Annotated in this window: 20 protein-coding genes; 13 read left to right on the top strand and 7 right to left on the bottom strand. The window is 45.3% G+C overall.

The annotated features are described in order from the left end of the window. The 3 genes from B3V51_RS10780 to B3V51_RS10770 all read left to right on the top strand — a co-directional run. The coding region (locus tag B3V51_RS10780) for a glycine--tRNA ligase subunit alpha (RefSeq protein WP_286708411.1) at positions 1 to 579 on the top strand (579 nt) is incomplete at its 5' end. Positions 580 to 588: 9 nt separating this feature from the next. Beyond that, a complete protein-coding gene (gene glyS / locus B3V51_RS10775) occupies positions 589 to 2,682 on the top strand; it encodes a glycine--tRNA ligase subunit beta (protein WP_212564200.1) in 2,094 nt (697 codons plus the stop codon). Positions 2,683 to 2,931: 249 nt separating this feature from the next. Beyond that, on the top strand, positions 2,932 to 3,228 hold the full coding sequence (locus tag B3V51_RS10770) for a hypothetical protein (RefSeq protein ID WP_227675646.1): 297 nt from the start codon (positions 2,932 to 2,934) through the stop codon (positions 3,226 to 3,228). 133 nt (positions 3,229 to 3,361) lie between these two features. Here the strand turns inward: B3V51_RS10770 and B3V51_RS10765 are convergent, their stop codons facing one another. Together B3V51_RS10765 and B3V51_RS10760 are read right to left on the bottom strand one after the other, a co-directional pair. Further along, positions 3,362 to 3,814 carry a cell division protein ZapA gene (locus B3V51_RS10765; protein WP_212564201.1) on the bottom strand — a complete coding sequence of 151 codons (453 nt, stop codon included), beginning with the start codon at positions 3,812 to 3,814 and terminating at the stop codon, positions 3,362 to 3,364. Positions 3,815 to 3,912: 98 nt separating this feature from the next. Continuing rightward, positions 3,913 to 4,353: a hypothetical protein gene (locus B3V51_RS10760; RefSeq protein ID WP_071003030.1), complete on the bottom strand. Its 441-nt coding sequence runs from the start codon at positions 4,351 to 4,353 to the stop codon at positions 3,913 to 3,915. Positions 4,354 to 4,565: 212 nt separating this feature from the next. Here B3V51_RS10760 and B3V51_RS10755 point away from each other — a divergent pair, with 212 nt between their 5' ends. From B3V51_RS10755 to B3V51_RS10740, 4 genes are all read left to right on the top strand, one after another. Continuing rightward, complete coding sequence (locus B3V51_RS10755) at positions 4,566 to 5,219, top strand: UPF0149 family protein (protein WP_212564202.1); 654 nt, start codon at positions 4,566 to 4,568, stop codon at positions 5,217 to 5,219. Between the two features lie 77 nt (positions 5,220 to 5,296). Beyond that, positions 5,297 to 6,535 carry an acetylornithine deacetylase gene (gene argE / locus B3V51_RS10750; RefSeq protein ID WP_212564203.1) on the top strand — a complete coding sequence of 413 codons (1,239 nt, stop codon included), beginning with the start codon at positions 5,297 to 5,299 and terminating at the stop codon, positions 6,533 to 6,535. Between the two features lie 154 nt (positions 6,536 to 6,689). Continuing rightward, positions 6,690 to 7,418, top strand: coding sequence for a LysE family translocator (locus B3V51_RS10745; RefSeq protein ID WP_223333467.1), 729 nt, complete (start codon positions 6,690 to 6,692; stop codon positions 7,416 to 7,418). Between the two features lie 102 nt (positions 7,419 to 7,520). Continuing rightward, the gene (locus B3V51_RS10740; protein WP_167669384.1) at positions 7,521 to 7,757 is read left to right on the top strand and encodes a hypothetical protein; all 237 of its coding nucleotides are present in this window, start codon (positions 7,521 to 7,523) and stop codon (positions 7,755 to 7,757) included. Between the two features lie 101 nt (positions 7,758 to 7,858). Here the strand turns inward: B3V51_RS10740 and miaB are convergent, their stop codons facing one another. Further along, positions 7,859 to 9,352, bottom strand: coding sequence for a tRNA (N6-isopentenyl adenosine(37)-C2)-methylthiotransferase MiaB (gene miaB / locus B3V51_RS10735; protein ID WP_186473697.1), 1,494 nt, complete (start codon positions 9,350 to 9,352; stop codon positions 7,859 to 7,861). Between the two features lie 347 nt (positions 9,353 to 9,699). Here miaB and B3V51_RS10730 point away from each other — a divergent pair, with 347 nt between their 5' ends. The 4 genes from B3V51_RS10730 (at position 9,700) to B3V51_RS10715 (ending at position 14,843) form a co-directional block, all read left to right on the top strand. Then, complete coding sequence (locus B3V51_RS10730; RefSeq protein WP_286708410.1) at positions 9,700 to 11,820, top strand: lytic transglycosylase domain-containing protein; 2,121 nt, start codon at positions 9,700 to 9,702, stop codon at positions 11,818 to 11,820. A 464-nt stretch (positions 11,821 to 12,284) separates the two neighbouring features. Then, complete coding sequence (locus tag B3V51_RS10725) at positions 12,285 to 12,926, top strand: hypothetical protein (protein ID WP_286708409.1); 642 nt, start codon at positions 12,285 to 12,287, stop codon at positions 12,924 to 12,926. 397 nt (positions 12,927 to 13,323) lie between these two features. Beyond that, positions 13,324 to 14,313: a malate dehydrogenase gene (locus B3V51_RS10720; protein WP_178379285.1), complete on the top strand. Its 990-nt coding sequence runs from the start codon at positions 13,324 to 13,326 to the stop codon at positions 14,311 to 14,313. Positions 14,314 to 14,603: 290 nt separating this feature from the next. Then, entirely contained in the window at positions 14,604 to 14,843 is a 240-nt protein-coding gene (locus B3V51_RS10715) for a DUF2789 domain-containing protein (RefSeq protein ID WP_212564207.1), read from the top strand. Between the two features lie 186 nt (positions 14,844 to 15,029). On the opposite strand, the gene ribF is transcribed toward B3V51_RS10715, so the two are convergent. Beyond that, on the bottom strand, positions 15,030 to 16,097 hold the full coding sequence (gene ribF / locus B3V51_RS10710; protein ID WP_071003036.1) for a riboflavin biosynthesis protein RibF: 1,068 nt from the start codon (positions 16,095 to 16,097) through the stop codon (positions 15,030 to 15,032). Positions 16,098 to 16,342: 245 nt separating this feature from the next. Between ribF and B3V51_RS10705 the strand changes: the two genes are divergently transcribed. Then, positions 16,343 to 16,954, top strand: coding sequence for a GNAT family N-acetyltransferase (locus B3V51_RS10705; protein WP_286708408.1), 612 nt, complete (start codon positions 16,343 to 16,345; stop codon positions 16,952 to 16,954). Positions 16,955 to 16,965: 11 nt separating this feature from the next. On the opposite strand, the gene B3V51_RS10700 is transcribed toward B3V51_RS10705, so the two are convergent. The 3 genes from B3V51_RS10700 to ampD form a co-directional block, all read right to left on the bottom strand. After that, complete coding sequence (locus tag B3V51_RS10700; protein ID WP_286708407.1) at positions 16,966 to 17,580, bottom strand: hypothetical protein; 615 nt, start codon at positions 17,578 to 17,580, stop codon at positions 16,966 to 16,968. Between the two features lie 129 nt (positions 17,581 to 17,709). After that, on the bottom strand, positions 17,710 to 19,260 hold the full coding sequence (gene murJ, locus B3V51_RS10695; RefSeq protein WP_286708406.1) for a murein biosynthesis integral membrane protein MurJ: 1,551 nt from the start codon (positions 19,258 to 19,260) through the stop codon (positions 17,710 to 17,712). A 124-nt stretch (positions 19,261 to 19,384) separates the two neighbouring features. Then, the gene (ampD, locus tag B3V51_RS10690; RefSeq protein WP_286708405.1) at positions 19,385 to 20,008 is read right to left on the bottom strand and encodes a 1,6-anhydro-N-acetylmuramyl-L-alanine amidase AmpD; all 624 of its coding nucleotides are present in this window, start codon (positions 20,006 to 20,008) and stop codon (positions 19,385 to 19,387) included. 157 nt (positions 20,009 to 20,165) lie between these two features. Between ampD and B3V51_RS10685 the strand changes: the two genes are divergently transcribed. Next, entirely contained in the window at positions 20,166 to 22,322 is a 2,157-nt protein-coding gene (locus tag B3V51_RS10685; protein ID WP_286708404.1) for a DUF4105 domain-containing protein, read from the top strand. Positions 22,323 to 22,344 lie beyond the last annotated feature (22 nt).

Below are 22,344 nucleotides of genomic sequence, written 5' to 3'. Positions count from 1 at the left end.
ACCCAGTTTACCTATTTCCAGCAAGTCGGCGGTATTGAGTGCTTCCCAGTAACAGGCGAGATCACTTACGGTCTTGAGCGCTTGGCGATGTATGTGCAAGGCGTTGATAGCGTCTATGACTTGGTCTGGGCAGATGGCGAGTTTGGCCGCGTCACCTATGGCGATGTGTTCCATCAAAACGAAGTCGAGCAGTCGACCTATAACTTTGAGCACGCTGATGTGCCAATGATGGGTGAGATGTTTGATTTTTATGAGCAGCAGGCCGATAAGTTGGTTGAAGCAGGCCTGCCATTGCCAGCCTATGAGATGGTGTTAAAAGCCTCTCATGCGTTTAATTTACTTGATGCCCGCGGTGCGATTTCGGTCACTGAGCGTCAACGCTTTATCCTGCGTGTACGTACACTGGCGCGTAAGGTTGCGTTTGGTTATGTCGAAGCTCGTGCCAAACTTGGCTTCCCATTGGCTGATGAGGCGCACCGCGCCGAAGCTCTTGAGAAGTATTTGCCAAAAGAAGACGCGGCAACAGACAGCTTAGCCAAAGAAACCACTGACAACAATCAACCGACGAACAAGCAATAGGAGCATCCCATGAGTACTATTCTATTTGAACTGGGGTGTGAAGAGCTACCTCCAAAAAGCCTAAAACCATTGCGTGATGCGCTGCAAACTAGTGTCACTGAGCAATTATCTGCAGCTGAGATCACCTTTGATAGCATTAAAGCCTTTGCCGCACCGCGTCGTTTAGCGATTCAAATTGAAGGCATTAGCGATAAGCAGCCTGACCGCACTGAGCAAAAACGCGGACCAGCTATCAAAGCGGCATTTGATAGCGATGGCAATCCAACCCGCGCGGCGATGGGTTTTGCTAAAGGCTTAGGTATCGAAGCGAGTGAGCTTACGACCATTAACACCGATAAAGGTGACTATGTCGGCTTTGAGCAAACGATCAGTGGTCAAGCGACTACCGAGCTACTGCCAGCTATTTTTCAAACAGCGTTAGATAGCCTACCGATTGCCAAACGTATGCGCTCAGGCGCAAGTCGCAACGAGTTTGTCCGTCCCGTACAGTGGGTAGTATTGATGCAGGATGACACTGTTATTGATGCCACTATCCAAGGGCATCAGACAGGCTCGCAAACTCGTGGGCACCGTTTCCAAAGCCCTGACTACCATGATATTGCTCATGCCAATGACTATGAGCAACTGTTAGATGGTCTAAAAGTCGTGGCAGATTTTGATAAACGCCAAATGCTGATCAAAAACCAAGTCAAAGCATTGGCAGATGAAGTTAATTCTGATGCTATCGTACCGCAGGATTTGTTGGACGAAGTTACCGCATTGGTTGATTTCCCCATTGCGCTACGAGCAAGCTTTGAAGCGCGCTTTTTACAAGTGCCACAAGAAGCGCTTATCTCGACCATGCAAGCGGATCAAAAGTATTTTTGCTTGACGGATAAAACGGGCAAATTGCAGCCGTACTTTATCTTTATCACCAATATTGAGTCTAAAGACCCCAATCAGATTATTGAAGGTAATGAAAAAGTCGTGCGTCCACGTTTGGCTGATGCCGAGTTTTTCTTCTTACAAGATCAAAAGCAGCCGTTATTTGCACTCACAGAGAGCCTAAAAACTCGTGTATTCCAAGACAAATTGGGTACGATTTGGGAGAAGTCTGAGCGTATTGCTAAACTGGCAGCGTTTATTGCTACCCTAATGCAGCAGCAAGGCCACGATATCAACGTCGATGACACTGTACGTGCGGGTATTTTATCCAAAGCAGATTTGGCCAGCTCGCTTGTCGGTGAGTATCCTGAATTGCAAGGTATCGCGGGTACGTATTATGCACGTTTGAATGAGGAACCTGAGGCAGTTGCAGCAAGCTTAGAAGAGCAATACCTGCCCAAGTTCAGTGGTGATGTATTACCGCAAACACCAGTTGGTATTTGCTTAGCGTTAGCTGATCGCCTAGATACGCTCGTTGGTATTTTTGCGATTGACCAAGCACCGACGGGTTCAAAAGACCCGTTTAGCCTACGTCGTTCTGCCATTGGTATTTTGCGTATTTTGATCGAAAAGCAGCTACCAATTAATCTTGTCGCATTGGTTGAGCAAGCTATTAAAGGCTATAGCGATGCTGAAGGTAGCAAAATTGCCAAAATGGGTGACACCTTTACCCAAGTGATGGCGTTCTTAAACTCGCGCTATCGTGCGATGTATACCGAGCAGGGTGTCAGCGTCGATACGATTCAGGCGGTACAAGCGATTAACCCGCATATGCCGCTTGATTTTGATCAGCGTATTCGCGCCGTACAAGCATTTAGCGAGCTGTCACAAGCGTCGATGTTGGCTGATTCAAACAAGCGTGTTGCCAATATATTGGCCAAGTCAGAAGTGAGCGTTGCTGATACGGTTGATGAGACGCTACTATCTGAGACTGCTGAGCAAAATTTATATGCAAATGTGCAGCAAGCACAGACAGTGGTACAGCCACTACTTGAGCAAGCGGACTATACGCAAGTATTGCAAACGCTGGCGAGCTTAGATGAGCCATTGACACAGTTCTTTGATAACGTGATGGTCAACAGCGACGATGCGGCGCTCAAAAATAACCGCTTAGCCCTGCTCAAGCAGGTACGCGCCTTGTTCTTGACTGTGGCTGATATCAGCGAGCTACAGCTATAACTGCTAGCCTTTAATCTTAGGTTTTGATACAAAAACTGGCTCACTGTGGCCAGTTTTTTGTTGCTATAGCACTTGGCTATTTGTCAGTGCCATGAATGACAACCCAGCATCATTGACAATTAACCGTAAAGGCATTGTGCCATTACCATTATTGACGGTAAAATTTAGGCATTCGAGCGTCTTGGATCATGGTAAGTGTCATCACTCTTGTTATTCATTACGTTTATTGGTCGTTGAAGGAGCGCTGCCGTGTTTGCCGTTATTATTGTCATTCTTATTATCTGGGCTTCCATGTGGGCTTTTTACAAGTTTATGTACCCACGTCCACCCAAAAGCATGATGCCAAAAGAGGGTGATGTCACCACACCGCGTCAGTGCAATTTTTGCGGTAACAGTTTGGCGGAGTATCGCGGTGTCCTTGAAACTAAGCCTAGCTTAGCGACAACCAGTGATGGTAATACTGAATCAGCCCAAGAATTATTCTTTTGCAATTATGAGCATCAGGCAGACTTTCACGCAGGCAAGACTTACAAACCTTATGCGTAAGCAGATAGATAAAAACGATTGACCATAAAAAAGCGCTTAGTATGGATGAACTAAGCGCTAACAGGCTGAACGGCTCTCTATCAGACTGTCTATCCTTTCGAATAACCTGTCTGCTGATACAACGCCGCGACTATTACAAAATAGAGTGGGCGTCTTTCATGATTTTATTTAGCAATGCCTGTGATTGCTTATCTTTTTGCAAGCGGTCTTCATCACTTCTTTGGTTGGCATGGATTTTTTCGTATAAATTCAAGCAGCACAGCACCAGTATGCTTTCTTGACTGAGGCTTGGTGCATCTCGCTTTAGATCAAGCGCATAGTTATTGATATAAGAGACCGCCGATAGTAGCTCTTCTTGCTCATGAACGGGACAAAAAATTGGATAAGTCACGCCAGCAATCGCGATATCGACTTTTTTGATCTGGGGCTCAGCCGCTTTACCATTGGCTTGAGACGATGTGCTGGATGTGCTCGCCCCCGATTGAGTGGATTTTTGTACGGCTACGTCTTTATTCGGTGCTTGAGTATTTTGTGATGGGTTATTTTCTGGCTGTTTTTCTATAGCGTTGCTTTGGTTGTCGGTCATGATACATCCTACAATGTTTGGTCAGTGGAATGAGTGATAGAAGTCGCGTTAGGGTGTTTCATAAACCACCCGTTTTTGCTATTGGTTGTCGCAACAGATTAGCTTTCTGCTTGATCGATGCGGGTTAAGCGTTGCAAGACGACTTGCGTACGCTCTGCTGCCAACTGATTCTTCTTTTGCAGTTCACTGTTTTGTTGTTTGATATTGCTATACTGCTGCTTTAATTCATTATTGTGCTTTTGCAACTCGCTATTTTGTTGTTGTAATTGGCTGATTTGTTTTTGTAGTTTGTCTTGTTCTTCACCAATCATATGGTGCGCTTCAGCAAGGCTTTGATAGCGCTTGTCGAGGTCATTTAATTGTTTTTTTGCGCCATCACGCTCGCTGTGGCTGGCATCAAGCTTGTTTTTTAGAGCAGAGACTTCTTTTGCATCGCTAACAGGGTGTTGTTTTAGGCTGCTAAGTTCAGCACTGACAAGCTGATACTGTTTTTTGATGTCGAGTACCATTTTTTCTAATATTCTAAGTTGATCATACATAGTCAGTTTTTATCCTTAACAAGTAAGCGTGAATGAATTTTGTTCGCTGCATTTAATAATGCCATAGGTGACCGCATAATATCTATATCAACAAAGTAATTACAAGTACGAGGCTTTGTCTTTTTACTTTTATCTATCGATGATTTGTCCCAGACATTTTGTCGTGACTATTTTTATTTTTTGAACAGTAATCAACTACTAGGACCTCTATTATGAATGATAATATCTCTGGCTGGAATACTTGGCTGACTGCGTTTGATGATTGGACCGACGTGTCTATCAGTGAGGTGCACGGCCTGATGACAGGGCTGATGACGGCGTGTAACGCGCCTGATGAGGCCACATGGGCAAAGGTGTTTGAAGAGCTGAGCTTTGCACCGCTACCAGAGGCGGCATTGACGTTGCTGACAGAAGAAGCAGAAGACACGGTGTTTCAGTTAAAAGATAAAGATGATGCCTACGCTTATATGCCGCTGATCCCTGATGATGAACATGATTTATACGAGCGCGTGATGGCATTGAAACAGTGGTCAAACGGCTTTATGACGGGTTTTGGTATTACTGATTGTAATTTGAGTAGCGAAGAGAATGAGATGCTCTCAGATTTGGCTAAAATTGGTGGCATTCGGTTAGAAGAAGAAGAGGATTTTGAGGGGGGAGAGGAGTCTTATCTTTATATCTACGAGTTTGCTCGTATGGTGCCAGTGAGCTTTGCGACGCGTAAGCGCAAGCCTGTAAAAGACATCGCCCTGATTGCTGGACTATCTATCAATGCCAAAACCACCAAAGAGCTACAAGCAGAAGGCAAGTTGCCAAAACCGGTGCCACCCGTGCTTGACGTGATGAATCAGAGTAATCCATCATAAGACAAATCTGATACCTCATAGTTTTTAAGAAATGGCTTTTAAGACATAACTCTTAAAAATCATAATAGGGATATTTTATGATCCAAGATACTAATGACAATGCTAGCAATGACCAACAGTTAAACCCTGCTACGCATCCGAGTAATAGCCTTGATTGGCTGACACGGCTTATCGCTTTCGATACGGTCAGTCGACACTCCAATCTCGCATTGATTCATGATGTGAGAGCGTATTGTGAGCAGCTTGGTCTGACGGTAGATTTGACCTTTAACGAGGCAAAGACCAAGGCCAACTTGTTTGTGACTGTACCCGCTGGCGAAAACGCTGACCAAATTAATAACGGTTTGGTGCTCTCAGGTCATACTGATGTCGTGCCTGTCGATGGTCAAGACTGGACATCAGAGCCGTTCACCGCGACGATACGTGGTGACAAGCTATACGGACGCGGTGCGTGCGATATGAAGGGTTTTATCGCGTGTGCGCTGACAATATTGCCACAAGCTGTACAGCTATCAAGTAGCGGTCAGCTGCGTCGCCCATTGCACCTCGCGCTGTCGTTCGATGAAGAGGTGGGCTGTTTGGGTGCGCCATTGATTTTGGCGGATTTAAAAGCGCGCGGTATCACCCCTGATTATTGCATCGTCGGTGAGCCAACCAATATGGCGATGGTGGTTGCGCATAAAGGTATTGCGGTGTATCGTTGCCGTGTCCATGGTAAATCGGCGCATTCTTCATTGATTGGACAAGGGGTCAATGCGATCAGCTACGCTAGCAAATTGGTGGGCTATGTTGACACGCTTGCTGAAGAACTGAGCGCTCGTGATGACAATGATGCATTGTTTACCGTGCCTTATTCGACATTGTCAGTAGGGACTATACACGGCGGTACAGCCACCAATATCGTGCCCAATCTGTGTGAGTTCACTTTTGACTATCGCAACCTGCCGCACATGACCCAAGACGATATACTAGCGCCCATTCAAGCAAAAGTTGCTGAGTTAAATGCGCAAATGCAAGCGCGTGCGCCTGAGACGGGTATCGAGCTGATGCAGGAAGAGAGTGTTCCTGCCATGACGGATAATAACAGCGCTGAGCTACAATCATTAATAGCAGCTCTGACAGGGGATGATGAGCGTCATAAAGTCGCTTACGCAACGGAAGGTGGTCAGTTTACCAATGCAGGCATCCCTACGATCATCTGTGGCCCTGGTAGTATTGAGCAGGCACACAAAGCGGATGAATATGTTGAACTGATCGAAATCGAACGTTGTGACGGCTTTTTGCAAAAACTATTAGACAGTTGTACTACCAAGTAGCTTATAGAGGTGTCGATACGCTATAAAAGTGGCAAACATATGTATATAATGTGAGAAGTATCAATAATACCGCCTGAATGGCGGTATTTCTTTTTTTGGCGATGTGGCTGTTCGTATAAGAAGCATTTATATATAACAAAGTAGGGGTTAGCTGATGTCTTGGCATCTATTTGCAGTATTTTTCGCAAGTACTTTTTTGATTTCTGCGACACCAGGTCCCAACATGTTGTTGGCATTCCAGTATGGCATGAACTATGGTGTGAAGCGCACATTATGGACGCTGGCAGGTTTGAGCCTTGGGCTATTTATCTTGCTGCTATCGACTTTACTTGGGCTGGATGTGATCAGTCGCCAGTCGCCATGGCTGCTCACAATTATCAAAGCCGTGGGCGCGGCATACTTGGTATATTTGGGCATCAGCTCATGGCGTGATGCGGGTGATGGTAGCTTGATGAGCGATGCCAAAGAGTTAAGTGCTGAGGTTGAGGCCGACTATGGGGCTTTTGAAGGTCAAGCTGGTACACTGCAGCCGCGCTCGCTGTCGAGTGCTGCGGTCAAGACAAGTCCGAGCAATCTCACTTTATTCCGTACAGGGGTTTGGGTATCTTTATCTAATCCAAAAGCGATATTATTTTTCGCAGCGTTCTTTCCTAAGTTTATTAATTTTAGTGCGCCACTATGGCCGCAATATATCTTATTGACCATTGGGCTATTCATGAGCGAAACAATTTGGCAGATTGTCTATACGCTAGGCGGAAAAAAGCTGGCAAGCTGGCTCGATGTTGGTAATCGTTTAGCGTGGCTTAATCGTGGTTGCGGCATTATCTTTATTATAATTGCAGCGGCTTTGTTTGCTGAAGTAATTAATAGTTTTATGCTATAAAAAGTTATTAGACTTCTTGCATAAGTCATCGTCAGCCCTTGTAACTCCGTTAGTTGAAGTCAATAAACTAGTACTTTTGCAAGAGATCTAATAGGTAACTATATGAGCTTAAAACAAACGTTAAAAAAGGCTAAACAAATTGAGAGACAGCTAGACAAGCAGACTGAATCAGGTGCACAGCACTCGCTAGGCGCAGTGAAACCGCGTAATTATCTAGCGCTTGACCCGCTGTTAAGAAAAGGCGGTATTCATGAAAAGGAAGATATCGATATCGTCCGCAAGAAACGTCGCCGTGAGACCAAGCAGCAGCTACGAAAGACAGATTGGTTATCAGAATAGTGATGGTTAACATTCACCCGCAAAAAAGCCGTTCGCTATTATAGTGAACGGCTTTTTTATTCTTATTCAAACTTATAATTTAACCATTGTTACCTTAACAGTTAGGCTAATACTTCGATTAGCTCGCCTTTCACCATATGCGGGCTGACAAAATCGGTGACACGTACGCTGACAATTTTACCAAGCAGCTCATCACTGCGCTCAGGATCGTAAGGGAACATCACCGTACGGGTGTTGTCCGCTGTACCGATTAGGCAATCTGGATGGCGATTCGCGACTTGTTCAACCAAGACGCGAGTCGTTGTACCGACCATCTCATGCGTTTTGGCCAATGTCGAGTCAACGATCACTTTTTGGAACTCAGCCAAACGCGCTTTTTTGGTGGTGAAGCTCACATCATCTGGTAACTCAGCAGCTGGCGTGCCCGGACGCTTGGAGTAGATAAAGCTGTACGAGTGATCGAAGTTCAATTCTTTTGCTAAGTTTAGCGTGTCTTGGAAATCCTCATCAGTCTCACCAGGAAAGCCAATGATAAAGTCGCTTGATAAGTGAATGTCTGGGCGGATGGCTTTGAGCTTATTGATCTGATCGATATACACATCGATGGTATGGTTGCGTTTCATCGCCGCCAAAATCGCGTTTGAGCCACTTTGTACAGGTAGATGCAGATGCGATACCAGCTCTGGCAATTGTGCATAAGCGTCAATGATATCATCGGTAAACTCAAGTGGATGGCTGGTGGTATAACGAATACGTTCCACACCATTGACGTGCGAGACATAATGCAGCAGCTCAGCGAAACGGCAAATACTGCCATCGTCTTTTTCGCCGCGATAGCCGTTGACGTTTTGACCAAGTAGATTGATTTCGCGGATACCTTGCGCGGCAAGGCTATCAATCTCGGCCAGCACATCGTCAAGTGGACGCGACAATTCTTCACCGCGTGTATAAGGAACGACGCAGAATGAGCAATATTTTGAGCAGCCTTCCATGATTGAGACAAAGGCTTTATATCCTTCGACTCTTGGCTCAGGCAAAAAGTCAAACTTTTCAATACTGGGGAAGGATACGTCAATCGTGCCAATACGGTTTTTGGGTGACACGTGGCGCTGATCGTTGGATTGATCATACAGCTCAGGCAGACGGTGCAAGGTTTGCGGGCCAAACACCATATCGACATATGGCGCGCGTTTTTGGATATTATCCCCTTCTTGTGAGGCCACGCAGCCGCCAACGCCAATCACGAGATCAGGACGTTTTTCTTTGAGTTTGCGCCAGCGCCCAAGCTCTGAAAACACCTTTTCTTGCGCTTTTTCGCGGATAGAGCAGGTATTCATCAACAGCACGTCGGCTTCATCAATGTTGTGCGTCACTTGCATGCCGTGCGAGTCACCGAGCACATCGAGCATTTTGTCTGAATCATAGACATTCATCTGACAGCCTTGGGTGGTGATGAATACCTTCTTGGTTGCGGCTTTTTCGACGGGCGCTTGGGCTGAACTTTGCTCCTTGAGTGCAGTGACAGCACGTGCGGTGACAGTCGTCTCAGCAGCAGCATCGTCATCGATGCGGGGATTGAATACAGTAACACTCATAAGGGGAAGTCCATGATTGACCAAAAATATAACGGAGTAGCCGATTAACAGGTGGCGTATTTTATCACAACCCTGTACTAATGTGAAAAATTAGCATAGGCGATGGGTTGTCAATATGATAAATAATTCATAGCAGTATCAATTATTTACTGTGATTAATATTACCATTTATAAAAACTGAGGCTCGTTATCATTTCTATGTTACACCGTGCTCTCCTATTTATTAACAAAAGGTAAAGGAGATAGTTGAAAGCACAATGAGTATAGTATGATGATTGCGATACCCTTGGCGGTACTTAGCGAACCGTTATTCATATATTTATAGAAACATCATAAAGAGAGTCAGTATGACAAAGTTGCGTGTTGCTCATAGCATCAAGGATGAAGAATTTACCAGTCAAAAGCAGACGTCGAAACGACTCACAGTAGGCTCGTTGTGGATAAGTGCATTGAGTGTGGCAACCGCTATAAGCGCGCTTGGTATGTCACAAGTGGCTTGTGCAGAGTTGACGTGGGGCGATGAGGAAAGTTACCAACAAGAGAGCAACTATCAGCAAGACCGTAGTACTGACTCATTTATGGCAGCGGCTATCGCAGCGGATCGTGGGGATGTGGGTGCGCTCTATAATTATGAGCAAATCATGAGCGGTGGTCTATTTGCCATGTATCCAACTTACTGGCGGATGAATCTAGACCTCAATTCACAAAGTTCAGCGGCCGTATCGCAGTTTGTACGCCAGTATCCAGATACGGTTATGGCCGAGAAGCTAGTGGCTGACTTTGCGGAGACTAAAGCGGGGTCGAATGACTACGCCTCTGTCAGACAAGTGGCGAATCTGATTACCAATGCTGATGCCAGTGAGCGCTGCGCTATCGCCCTTGGGTTCAATAATGGCGGTGATACCATGCGTGCCATGGCTGCCAAATCTGATGTTTGGCTAACCACCAAAAAGCAGCCAGCCCTTTGTGACCAGCTAGCGATGGAAATGAATAATAACGCGCTCATTAGCAATCAGGATCGCGCTGCTCGTCTCAAACGTATGTTACGAATAGGCAAAACGGGTGACATCATGGCGCTGTCGTCACGCCTAGGTACGCCGATTGCTTATTCGTCGCTCAGTGAAATTCAGCTCAATCCCTCATCGTTTCTTAGCCGCTTTAGCCGCGAGCCCGCCAGTCAAACCAATCAATACCTATACCTATATGCTATTGGCCGTGTCGCAGATAAATCCTATCGAGAAGCGGCACTGCAGTTAGACTTCGATATCAAGCAAGACAATCAGCGCGCTATAAAGTTATTGAATGACGAAACGCGTCGTTACGCCTATCGTACGCTTGGTGTTAAGCGCATGAACCACAATACCGATGACGGTTTTAATGCTGAAGCAGTAGACTGGTTCCGCAATAGCTTAGATGATGACTTTAACTTTGAAGAAGCGGAAGACTATGCCATGGCGGCAATCCGCTTTGGCCGCTGGGATGATGTGGTTGAAGCTATTTCAAAAATGGATGGTGAAATTCAGAAGGATGGTCAGTGGCAATACTGGCTGGCACGCGCCTATGAACAATCAAGCAATAGCAGTAAGCGCAATACCGCCAAAAAAATGTATCAAAACCTAGCGAAAAATAATGACTACTATGGCTTGATGGCAAAAGACTGGATCGGTCAGCGCTTTGATGCCAGCCGCTTAGGTGGTAGCAATTTGCCTAATGTCAGTACCGCTGACCGCGCGCGCGTGATGCAAGACGCTAACTTTGCTCGTGCATTTGCCTTATATAACTCTGATGCTAGCCGCGCGTATGCCAACCGCGAGTGGAACTGGGCTGTGAAGCAAGCACGCGATAACCGTGATGACAATCTGATCATTGCGGCGGCTCGTCAAGCGTATGACATGGGCTGGCTCGATCGGGCGATTTATGCCGTTGATAATACCGATAGAGTCAATAGCTTGGCACTTTCGCACCCTATGCCGCACCAAGAGTCAGTGGTGCGTTATAGTCAATCAGCAGGCATTGATCCAGCGTGGGCTTATGGCATCATGCGTCAAGAGAGCCGTTTTGTGTCTTCTGCGCGCTCAAACGTGGGCGCCAGTGGGTTGATGCAAATCATGCCTGATACGGCAAAATATATCGCGCGTAACTTAGGTGAGACTTATAGTGCGAGCCGTGCCAATAGTGGTGATACCAATATCCGTTATGGTACATGGTATATGGGTGATATCTTAAGTAAACTGAACTATCAGCCAGTACTGGCAACCGCAGGCTATAACGCGGGTCCTAATAATGCCAAACGCTGGCAACCAACCTATGGCGCAATCGCCGCAGATCAATATGTCGAATCGATTGCCTTTCCTGAAACGCGTAACTATGTCAAACACGTGATGGAAAACGCTACTATCTATAGCAGTCTGCTGGGTCGTGGTCAGCCAATCAGTCAACGTATGGGTACAGTACCTGCTGCTTTTTAATCAGTGAATTCGTATTTAATAGACCACTAGCTTTTATAGTTAACGGTCTATTTTTTATGGGCTAAATGGCAGCAAGTCTTAGTATTTTATACAATAAATACTGAACTTAATTTTGCAATTGTTGACGAGCACGACAACGTTTACGTTTTTGCTATAGATTAAAAAAGACATTTTGTTACCATTGCTTTAATTGACGTTTATGTTCTTCAGTCTTGTTCTTAGATCGCTATGTGTTTAATGCTGTTAGCACAATGATTTAAGTGATAGCCCATGTTTTATCATTGCTAATTGCTCCCAGCCCTATGATCAAAAAATACTTCAAACTGCCTGTATTATCGAAAACTCGGCAACCGTTACTGATTCAGGTGCCCCGGTCATCTAATACGAAAGCAGAAACAAGCTCAAAATTTAAGACATCCAGTTTCTTGGTGCAGTTCCGTGGAAGTTTGAAAAATAGGCATCATATGGGTAAAGTTAATAAAACGACGAGTTTTGGTGCTTTATTAATCATACAAGGTCTTATGCTTACGCCAGCATATGCGGCGAGCACGGTCAAAGCTGGCCAGCGCGTATTGATGGTCGAGATGACCCCCGCGCTATGTAGCATGCAGCCGACAAGAGCCCGCATGCGTCAATGTCTAGAAGGCTATTCGTTAACAGTTTCAGGCTTAGACATGGGCTACGGCGAACGCTGTGGTCGTGGTAGCGAGCCACGTTTGACACCACTACAACTAAAGGTTGTCAATCGCATCATGCCTGATACGACAGTACGTAGCCAAACGTGGCAGCGCTATGGTGCTTGTAGCCCACTGAGTGCCAGTCGCTACTTCCGACAAATCACTAACTACGCTGGTGAACTAAAGCTTCCTAACGAGCTGAATACGGGCAACAGTTATACAGTCTCTAAATCTCGATTTATTAGTCAAATGACGCGCCTAAATAGTGGTATGTCATCAAATAGTGTCGATCTCATTTGCCAAGAAGGCAGTCGTCGTCAATCGATACTGACGGATATCCATGTGTGCTATGAGGGTAGCAGTTTTGGCACTTGTCACAATGTTGTAGATAACTGCGGCAGCCAATTCATCATTTCGGGTGGTAAGTAGGTGTTGCCGTACTCCAACATGGACACTGGCCGCTGTACTATTCGGGTATGAGCGCTGCTTTTTTTGCAGGCTGTGTTGCTATGCTCTCTCTTTGGTGATTGTTTATGGCCGTGTTTTAGCCTTTACTCGCTGTCTTTTACCTTGTTTTATCCGTTTTTTTAAACGCTGGTAGCCTCAGTACTTTTGTGACCCCATCGATTATTTTGTATAAAATGTAACAATATAATCCGTGAGAATCCGCGGCAAGCCTCTGATTGTCTCTAGACGATTTGCCAAACGAAGTGCTACACTAGCTCTCGGTTTAGCGCTGCCTTTGTGCAGCAAACAAGTCGATATCTAAAAAGATAATCATCTATTACAATCATGAATGATCTAATCATCAATTAGGGAGTATTCAATGTCAATGAAACAGCCTTTACGTGTTGCCGTCACTGGTGCCGCCGGTAATATCAGCTACGCGATGCTATTTCGTATTGCATCTGGCGAGATGCTAGGTAAAGATCAGCCAGTTATTTTGCAATTGCTTGAAATCACACCAGCGCTTGATGCCCTAAAGGGTGTGGTCATGGAACTAGAAGACTGCGCATTCCCATTGCTTGCTGGTATTGTCCAAACTGATGATGCAAATGTGGCATTCAAAGATGCTGACTACGCGTTACTCGTCGGTGCCCGTCCACGTGGCCCAGGTATGGAGCGTAAAGATTTGCTAGAAGCCAACGCTGCGATTTTCTCAGCACAAGGCAAAGCATTAAACGAAGTCGCTAGCCGTGATGTAAAAGTATTGGTCGTCGGTAACCCTGCCAACACCAACGCGCTAATCGCTCAGCGTAACGCACCAGATCTTGATCCACGTAACTTTACTGCCATGACTCGTCTAGATCACAACCGTGCGATGGCACAGCTGGCCGAAAAAACTGATAGCACTGTCAATGACATCAAAAACATGACCATCTGGGGCAACCACTCATCGACCCAGTATCCAGACCTAACGGCTGCGACTGTCAATGGCAAACCAGCGCTAGAGTTGGTTGATCGTGATTGGTACGAAAACACGTATATCCCAGAAGTACAGCAGCGCGGCGCGGCCATCATTAAAGCTCGCGGCGCCTCATCTGCAGCTTCTGCTGCCAACGCTGCTATCGCCCATATGCGCACGTGGGCACTCGGTACTGACGAGAACGACTGGGTCTCTATGGGTGTTTACTCAAATGGCGAATATGGTATCGCTGAAGGCCTTATCTACTCATTCCCATGCACATGCAAAAACGGCGACTGGTCTATCGTAGACGGCGTTGATGTGTCATCAGAATTCTCAAAAGAGAAAATGGCCGCCACTGAGCAAGAGCTGAGCGAAGAGCGTGATGCAGTAGCACACCTACTACCATAAGCTAAGCAGTTATATAGCTGTCTTAACTTAAGTAATGAGTGAAAAAAAGCCCTCTTAATCTTAATATAGGAGGGCTTTTTTATGTCTATAAGTTTTTTTATCCAAAAGATATGATGAAATAAAAAGTAATCTATCGCATCTCTTGAAATGGCAATATCTGTTTGCTTCCTATACAATTGATAACGTTAGATAAACGTTGATTAACAGCTATTAGCACAAAGCTTGCTACAATAAATGGGTTAATTTGAATAATAAGCACAATTACCACTACACAATTTAAGGAGAAAAGTATGTTGGGTGAGCCAGAATATAATATGAATGAGCTATTTGCTCAGTTAGGTCTAGATAGCTCTGATGAAGCAATTGATAAGTTTATCGCAGACAACCAGTTATCAAGTGAAGAGAAGTTGATAGAAGCTGATTTCTGGACCGATAGCCAGCGTATGTTCTTGCAAGAAGAATGGCAAAACGATGCAGCATGGGTAGAGACGATTGATGAGTTAAATGTACGAATGCATCCTGATGCCTAAAAGCTGATATAAAAAACCTAATATAGTGAACCGACCCCCATAAGTTGGACACAACTTATGGGGTATTTTTATACGTTACGATCTAGACTTTAAGCTTCAAGTCATCGCATACTATCGTCAAGGACATACCGGAATCGCAACAGCAAAAAAGTTTGGACTTGATAAAATGTAAGATACGTCTGACTGCTAAACTTGGTTATTACGCCATTCTAGTAGGTCAGTGACATCTTGATGAATACCGGCTTTCAAGGCGTCCAAACCATCGTAGCGACGCTCACCATGCAAAAAGTGCAAGAAGCGCACTTCTAGATTCAACCCGTACAAATCTGCTTTTAGTTTGGGAAAGTGTACTTCCAATCGCCAGTCATCACCTTTATCAACAGAGGGTCTTTTGCCAATGTTAGCGGTACCGAACAAACTATGTGGACGCAAACCTGCGACGCCTATATTGTTATCAGTAGCCAGCTTTATTAAACCATCAGGTATGACCTCTCCATTCTCATCTAAACTGACGACATCAACGGCAAAAATACCGTGCAAAGCGGGTTTTATTCGCTGCAAATCAATATTGGCAGTAGGAAAGTCCATAGTGCGACCAATTTGATCGCCACGGACGACCGACCCCGTAATGGCGTAGTCGCGATCCAGCAGTATATTGGCAGCATGAATATCACCTGCCAATAGCAAGTCACGGATGCGAGTAGAGCTAATACGTGCAGCCTCATTATTGACATCATTCAAGTGGTCGTTGTCAATATTGCTATCAGTGATGGTATGTAGGTTAGTCACATCCAAACCATAATCGCGCAAAAACTGACTATCGCCAGTACGATCATGACCGAAGCGGAAGTCGTCACCTAGTACCAGCGCTTTTACATTTAAGCGCTTGGCTAATATATCGGCAAAGGCTTGTGCTGATAATGAGCGAAAGTCCTCATCAAAACCTGCCACCACTAAGGTTTTAACCCCATGTTGTGCTAGGAGTGCCTGCTTTTCTGCTAGATTGGTCAAACGCGCAGGGGCTTTAGCTGGCTCAAAAAACTCACGTGGTTGTGGCTCAAATATCATGACCGCAGCGTCCAAGTTTTGGGTATGCGCAATATCACGAACTTGTGCCAGCATTGCCTGATGACCAAGGTGTACGCCATCAAAATTGCCAATAGTGAGCACACAAGGCGCTAACTCTACTGGGTCATTAGTAGTAGACGCGGCATTTGATGATGCAATCAGTTGCTCAAGAAAATAGGTTTTCATAAGTTTTCAGCTATGATGAGACCAGATAAAAAACGAAAAAACACATCTATGGTCAAAATTGTTGTGTCGAAAATTAGCCATTATAAAGTAAAATAGCCACACTAACATCCTATAGTCTACGGATAATGCAAGTATGAATGACGCTCTATGAGTTTCATGGTTTGTACATACGTCTATTATCAGTATGACGATTTTTTACTATCATCATGAATACCAATAATAATGCCAATTAATATGGAGACTCTATGTCCGATGTTGCCTTAGATGTCATAGCAACTGCCCCGTTGACACATCAGCTGACCCAGCAGTTTATGGTACAACGTGCCAGTAAAGAAGACTTGGCAGAAGTCTTGGCGATTTATAACCAAAGTATTCCTGGCAAACAAGCAACGGCAAATTTGGCATTAGTAACGCTCGAAGAACGTACAGCTTGGTTCGATGAGCATTTAGACAGTCCAACGAGACCTATTTATGTAGTCAAAGCATTACTAGAAGGTGATGCCGATAGACAGAGTACAAAACTACCAATTGTTGCATGGGGCAGTTTCAGTGATTTATATGCGCGTACCGCTTATCATATCAGCACTGAAATCAGCATCTATCTGAACCAAGATTATCAAAGTAAAGGGTTGGGCAGTCTGTTGACACGCTGGATGTTGACGCAAGCGCCCAGTTTAGGAATCAGAAATATCGTTGCCCTTATCTTTGCCCACAATCAGCCAAGTTTGGGACTGTTCCGTAAACTTGGCTTTGAGCAGTGGGGATATATGCCAGAAGTTTGCGATATGGACGGGTTTATCGCTGATGTCGTAATGCTTGGTAAAGCCGTGGCATCGGACAACATTGCAGATAATTAGAGCAAAATGTCTTAACCCAAAATTTTCCATTGACCATCTATTTTTTGTAGTTGATAGGTCAATGGTGCAGGGTCGCTTTGTCCTTTGAGCATCAACTCGCCCGTAATAGTAGCGCGCGTTTTGTCATCATTGTACGTTGTATCAGTAATCGTCACGCCATCGACCGTTTGTTGAAACGCCGATTGAGTGTTGGCAAGCTCTTGCTCAAAATTTGCCATATCTACTTGATAGTAGCCTGCCGCATCCTTCACATCACCATAATACAAGCTATTTAGTGCTTTTTTGACCGTGTCCTCTGGCGTACCCGCTTGAGTTGGATTGGTCACTAGGCTTTTTTGGTTAATCGGAGCAGTGACTGGATTGATATTGTCATTATCAATGGTCGTTGTATTCTCAGTATCATCTGTGACTTGAGTCGTTTCACTTGTGCTATCTGCTGTCTCTTTTTGCTCAGCTGTGTCTTCTTCTGAAGTATCAACGACAGCTGCAACCTCTTCATTGTTGGTAGCAGTTTCAGTGTCTGCAGACTCATTGTTGCTGCAACCGCTCAGCAGTAGTCCAGTACCGAGTACACCTGTTGCAAGGAGAAGCGGTAAGCGCTGTAAGAGTGGCTGTTTCGTTGTCATATCAAACCTCAAATGTCAGTTATTCATTAATAGGTCATTATGACAACGATTGGTGGCAAGCATTGTCAATTCTGATGATAGGCTTGTTTTGGTTTCGTAAGCCAAGCTCATGCCTATATCTACTTTTGCTTATCCGTGTTTGAGCTGGCGAGGACGGACACCTGTCGCTAGCAATACCACGCCATAGACGAGCGCTCCGGCGACACACATAATCACGAGTGCGATGATGCGTTGCCACTGGGCTTCATCAGTAGGGAAGTAGGGCAACATGAGATAAAGTACGCCGATCATGGAGCCAGTTGAAATGGCAAACTGTGTGAATAGTTTGTTCCAATGGGGGCCAAAACGGAAAATATCGCGCTTATGTAAGAAGTAATAGAGCAAGCCTGCGTTTACGAACGCTGCGCCCGTCGTTGCCAAAGCCAGGCCACCATGTAATGGCATTTCTAAGAAATAAAATATCCCGATAAAAATGACACTAAATACCATGTTGGCAATAACAGAAATGATGCCGATTTTGACAGGTGTTCTGGTGTCTTGACGCGCAAAAAATGCAGGGGCAAAGATCTTGATCAGCATGAATCCTAAGATACCACCTGCCATACTACGCAATGCCAGCGCACTCATCTGCGCATCACGTAAGGTGAACTCACCACGTAAGAACAGGGCTTGCATCAGCACATCTGCGAGTACAAAGAGCGCAGCCGAGGCAGGCACACCGACCAAAATGATAAGGCGCGCGGCCCAGTCGATGGTCTTTTTGAAACTAACATCGTCTTTTTGCGCTTCACTTTTTGACAGACTTGGTAATATGACCGTACCAATCGCTACACCAATTAGCCCTAGTGGTAGCTCGCTCATACGCTCAGCTGCGTAGAGCCAAGACACCGAACCACCAATCATCAATGAGGCAAAAACGGTGTTCAGCAATAAGTTAATCTGAGTGACAGACACACCAAAGATAGCCGGCAGCATTAATTTTAGAATGCGGCGAACGCCCTCGTGCTGAAAGTCAATCTTGGGCGCGACCAGTAGTTTTTGTTGCCATAGCTGAGGCAGTTGTATTAAGAATTGCAATAGTCCTGCGATCGCCACGGCATAGCCAAGCGCCATAATAGGCGTATCAAACATCGGCGCAAAAATCAGCGCACCACCAATCATACATAAATTCAATAGGACTGGGGCAAAGGCGGGCGCAGCAAAACGGCCATAACTTTGCAAAATACCACTGGCAAAAGCCGTCATAGAAATAAACAGCAAATAAGGAAAGGTAAGGCGGAGTAATTCAGCGGTAATGGCAAATTTGTCAGGTTGATCGGCAAACCCGGGGGCAAACAACGTCACTACCCAAGGCGCGATTAAGATAACAACAACTGTCAGCATCGACAACACCAGCAAGAGTGCGCCCGAGGTGCGACTGACTAAAATCTGTACTTGCTGTAAGCTGTACTTTTCCTTGTACTCGGACAGCACAGGAACGAATGCTTGGCTAAACGCCCCTTCAGCAAACAGTCGTCGCAAAAAGTTTGGGATTTTGAAGGCGACCAAAAAGGCGTCCATCAAACCGCCAGCTCCAAAAACCCCTAGCAATACGACATCGCGTACCAAACCTAAAATACGCGATAACATGGTCATGCTGCTGACCACCATGGTTGAACGAAATAACCGACTTTTTGCCATGAGAACCTATCTTGCTAAGTTGTGTACAGGGTTGTGTAAGAGCTAGTGTGCTGATTTGCTGTTGCAAAAAAACTGACGAATTATAGCACTTTCATCACTGAGATAAATGGATTGGATGTGGAAATCATTTTTGCAGTGATAAAGAGTTATTTCGTAATAACCCTGCAACTAGCTCCCGCAACCTTGCCCATTCAAAATAATCACCAGGATCCGTCTTACGCCCTGGCGCAATATCACTGTGCCCTGTCAAATGTCGCTGCGTTTTCGGGTACGCTTCATAAATAGCCGCGATTACCGCTGCGAGCTTCTCATATTGAGCGGAAGTGAAGGACACAAAATCTGACCCTTCAAGCTCAATGCCAATGCTATAATCATTACATTCAGGTCGGCCTAAGTAGCTAGAGCGTCCAGCGTGCCAAGCGCGTTCGTTAAAATTGACAAACTGAGTGATAGCCCCGTCACGCTCAATAAACAGGTGCGCTGACACTTCTGCGCCTTTGATTGTCTGAAAATAAGGGTGCGCATCCCAATCTAATCGATTAGTGAATAATGCTTTTACATAATGCGTGCCGCTAGAGTCGCACGCACCAAACTCATTGGGTGGTAGGCTAATATTATGAATAATGATTGCATCAATACTTAGACCTTTTGGCCTGATATTGTAGTTTGGTGAGGCCAGCCAAGTAGCGGCTGACAGCAAACCATCTGTGATTGTCATTGGCAATGTAGATAATGATGAATCGGGCATAAAGCTCTCTTTTTATAACAGTATTGGTGATGTTGTGATAGAAAGTTTATCAAAGTAGTTAGATGGTCGCAGCTTGCTTATATCATTTGAGTCTCTAGCAGAATAAACCTTCACAGCGCGAATAGCGTATAAATAATAACGTGTGAGAGCCTGCCTCATGTCTATAAAACCGATGTCTACGTCTGGAACTTATACTCTAATAACCATTGGTCAGCGAGCGCGACTGCCATTGGCGATAGCGGCGCTATTGTTTTCTGCAAACACGCAGGCATTTTTACCGACGCCCTTATTAGTCACGGAAGGAGCGCTCTCATCTGAATTATCAGATAGTACGTCACCTCGTGACGCTGAAGATGCTGTTCGCATTGAGACATCTACTCTCAGCAATACTGGAAACAATACTCAAAATAATACTGCGTCTGGGTCAGATATGGCGACAGAGCAGTTACTGGCAACATGGCGTCGACAGGCAAAAACTGACAATCTAGCACAGCATACAATATGGCGACGCTTATTGTATTTTTACGATGATCAAAGCAGCATTTTATCTAAAAAGAAAACGGAGAGTCTGGTCGATGATCCACGCTTTTTTTTGAGTGATAACGGTCAGCAGGATTCAGCCGCAGAATTAGACGCGACACTAGTCGCACTGGCAAAAGAATTCACATCGCAGACAACTGGTAATAACCAAGCAAACATTCATATAAAAACTCAAGCCAATAATAATTCCGTTCTGTGCCGTTTCCCAGCACGAGTGGCATGGCTAAAAGAGACGCTGTCTATCGATGATGCGAGTCTATCGGCTGAGTGTCCAGAGCTGGATGACTGGATGGCGACATTGGCGCCTGAGCAGTTATCCATTGTGTTTGCTGAGGAGTATCTGGACAATCCACTCTCTGCCTTTGGTCATACGTTATTGCGCATTGATTCAAAATCGAGCGTAGCAGATCCCAATCAAATCAGTCAGGCGTATGCGCTCAATTATACGGTGGACGGTGATCCAAACGATAGCTTTCCAATCTATGCGACCAAATCCATGATTGGCAGTTATGACAGCGCTATCGAGATTGATCCTTATCCCCAAAAGCTCGCAAAATATCTACAAGACGATGAGCGTGATACGTGGACGTATCAGTTGAATCTGACATCTAGTGAAGTACAGCAGGTTATACGCCATGTTTGGGAGACCAAAGCGCTAAAAATGCCGTATTACTTCACCACGGATAATTGTGCTTCTGAGATTCTGCGCCTGATTGACGTTATTCGTCCTCAGCAGAATTTATTGAAGCAACTGGCTTATGTGGTCGTGCCCTCTGATGTCATTCAGTTATTAAACAGTCAAAATCTTTTGGCAAATACCACTTATACCCCGGCCGACAACACGTTGCGTCAAGCTCAGCTTAATGACGCTAAGCAACAACGCGCGCAGTTGGGTTATCATAACAGCGCCAAACAAACCTTAAATGAGATAAAATCGGCACAGCTTAATCCTGTATCAAGCCTATCAGATGATGGACAACGGTTACGCAAACGTCAAATCGAGGTATCGGATAATAATCCAATAGATAGGCATCCACTACAGTTGGGAGTGATAGCTATCGGTCAGCGCGGTGACAATGACTATATCGATATTGGGTTTAGAGCAGGATTTCATGATACGCTTGACCACGCGTCAGGGTATTCACAGTTTTTTAATTTAGAAGGGGTAGCTGCGACCTTACGTCTATATGACACAGATGATGATAAGCCCAATCAACCAGACAGCGTGGTCTTGCAAAATGCGACTTTGATTCGTGGACGCTCTTTTAATCCTATCAATGCTGGCAAAAAAGGCAAAACGTGGGGTGCAAGCATTGAGGCGACGCGAGTGAATGATGGCTCACAAGAGGGCGGGCGTGATCATCTGGTTGGGAGTGTGGGTTATGAGACGGGCTGGTCGTGGGCATTTGGTACGCCAAGCAGTGGTACGGGTGAGATGCCGCCACAACTATGCTATACGTTTTTGGCAGGGTCAGCACAAGCAGGGCGCGGTATTAATAAAGGCTTTCGGGTAGGGGCAGGTGTCAATGCAGGCTGTCGTTATCAGATTAACAATCAGTTACGCGCGCAAGCTGAATTGCAATTACCATATTGGTATCATGGCAGCAGCGATGAGTCCAACGTTCGTGGTCATTATTGGCAACCGATCTCAAGCGTCGGGCTACAATATGACATTGATAAAAAACAAGCATTACGTATCAATGCCAACTATGACTGGCAAGAGCGCGTCGATGCGAATGAGGATATACAGCTGTCATACAGACGGTATTTTTAAGTATAGTCGAACCACTATTAAA

This window comes from Psychrobacter sp. UBA2514 (assembly GCF_002341255.1).
Classification (GTDB): domain Bacteria; phylum Pseudomonadota; class Gammaproteobacteria; order Pseudomonadales; family Moraxellaceae; genus Psychrobacter; species Psychrobacter pacificensis.
Note: the sequence above shows the minus strand (reverse complement) of the source record. Positions and strands in the feature narration are given on the sequence as shown.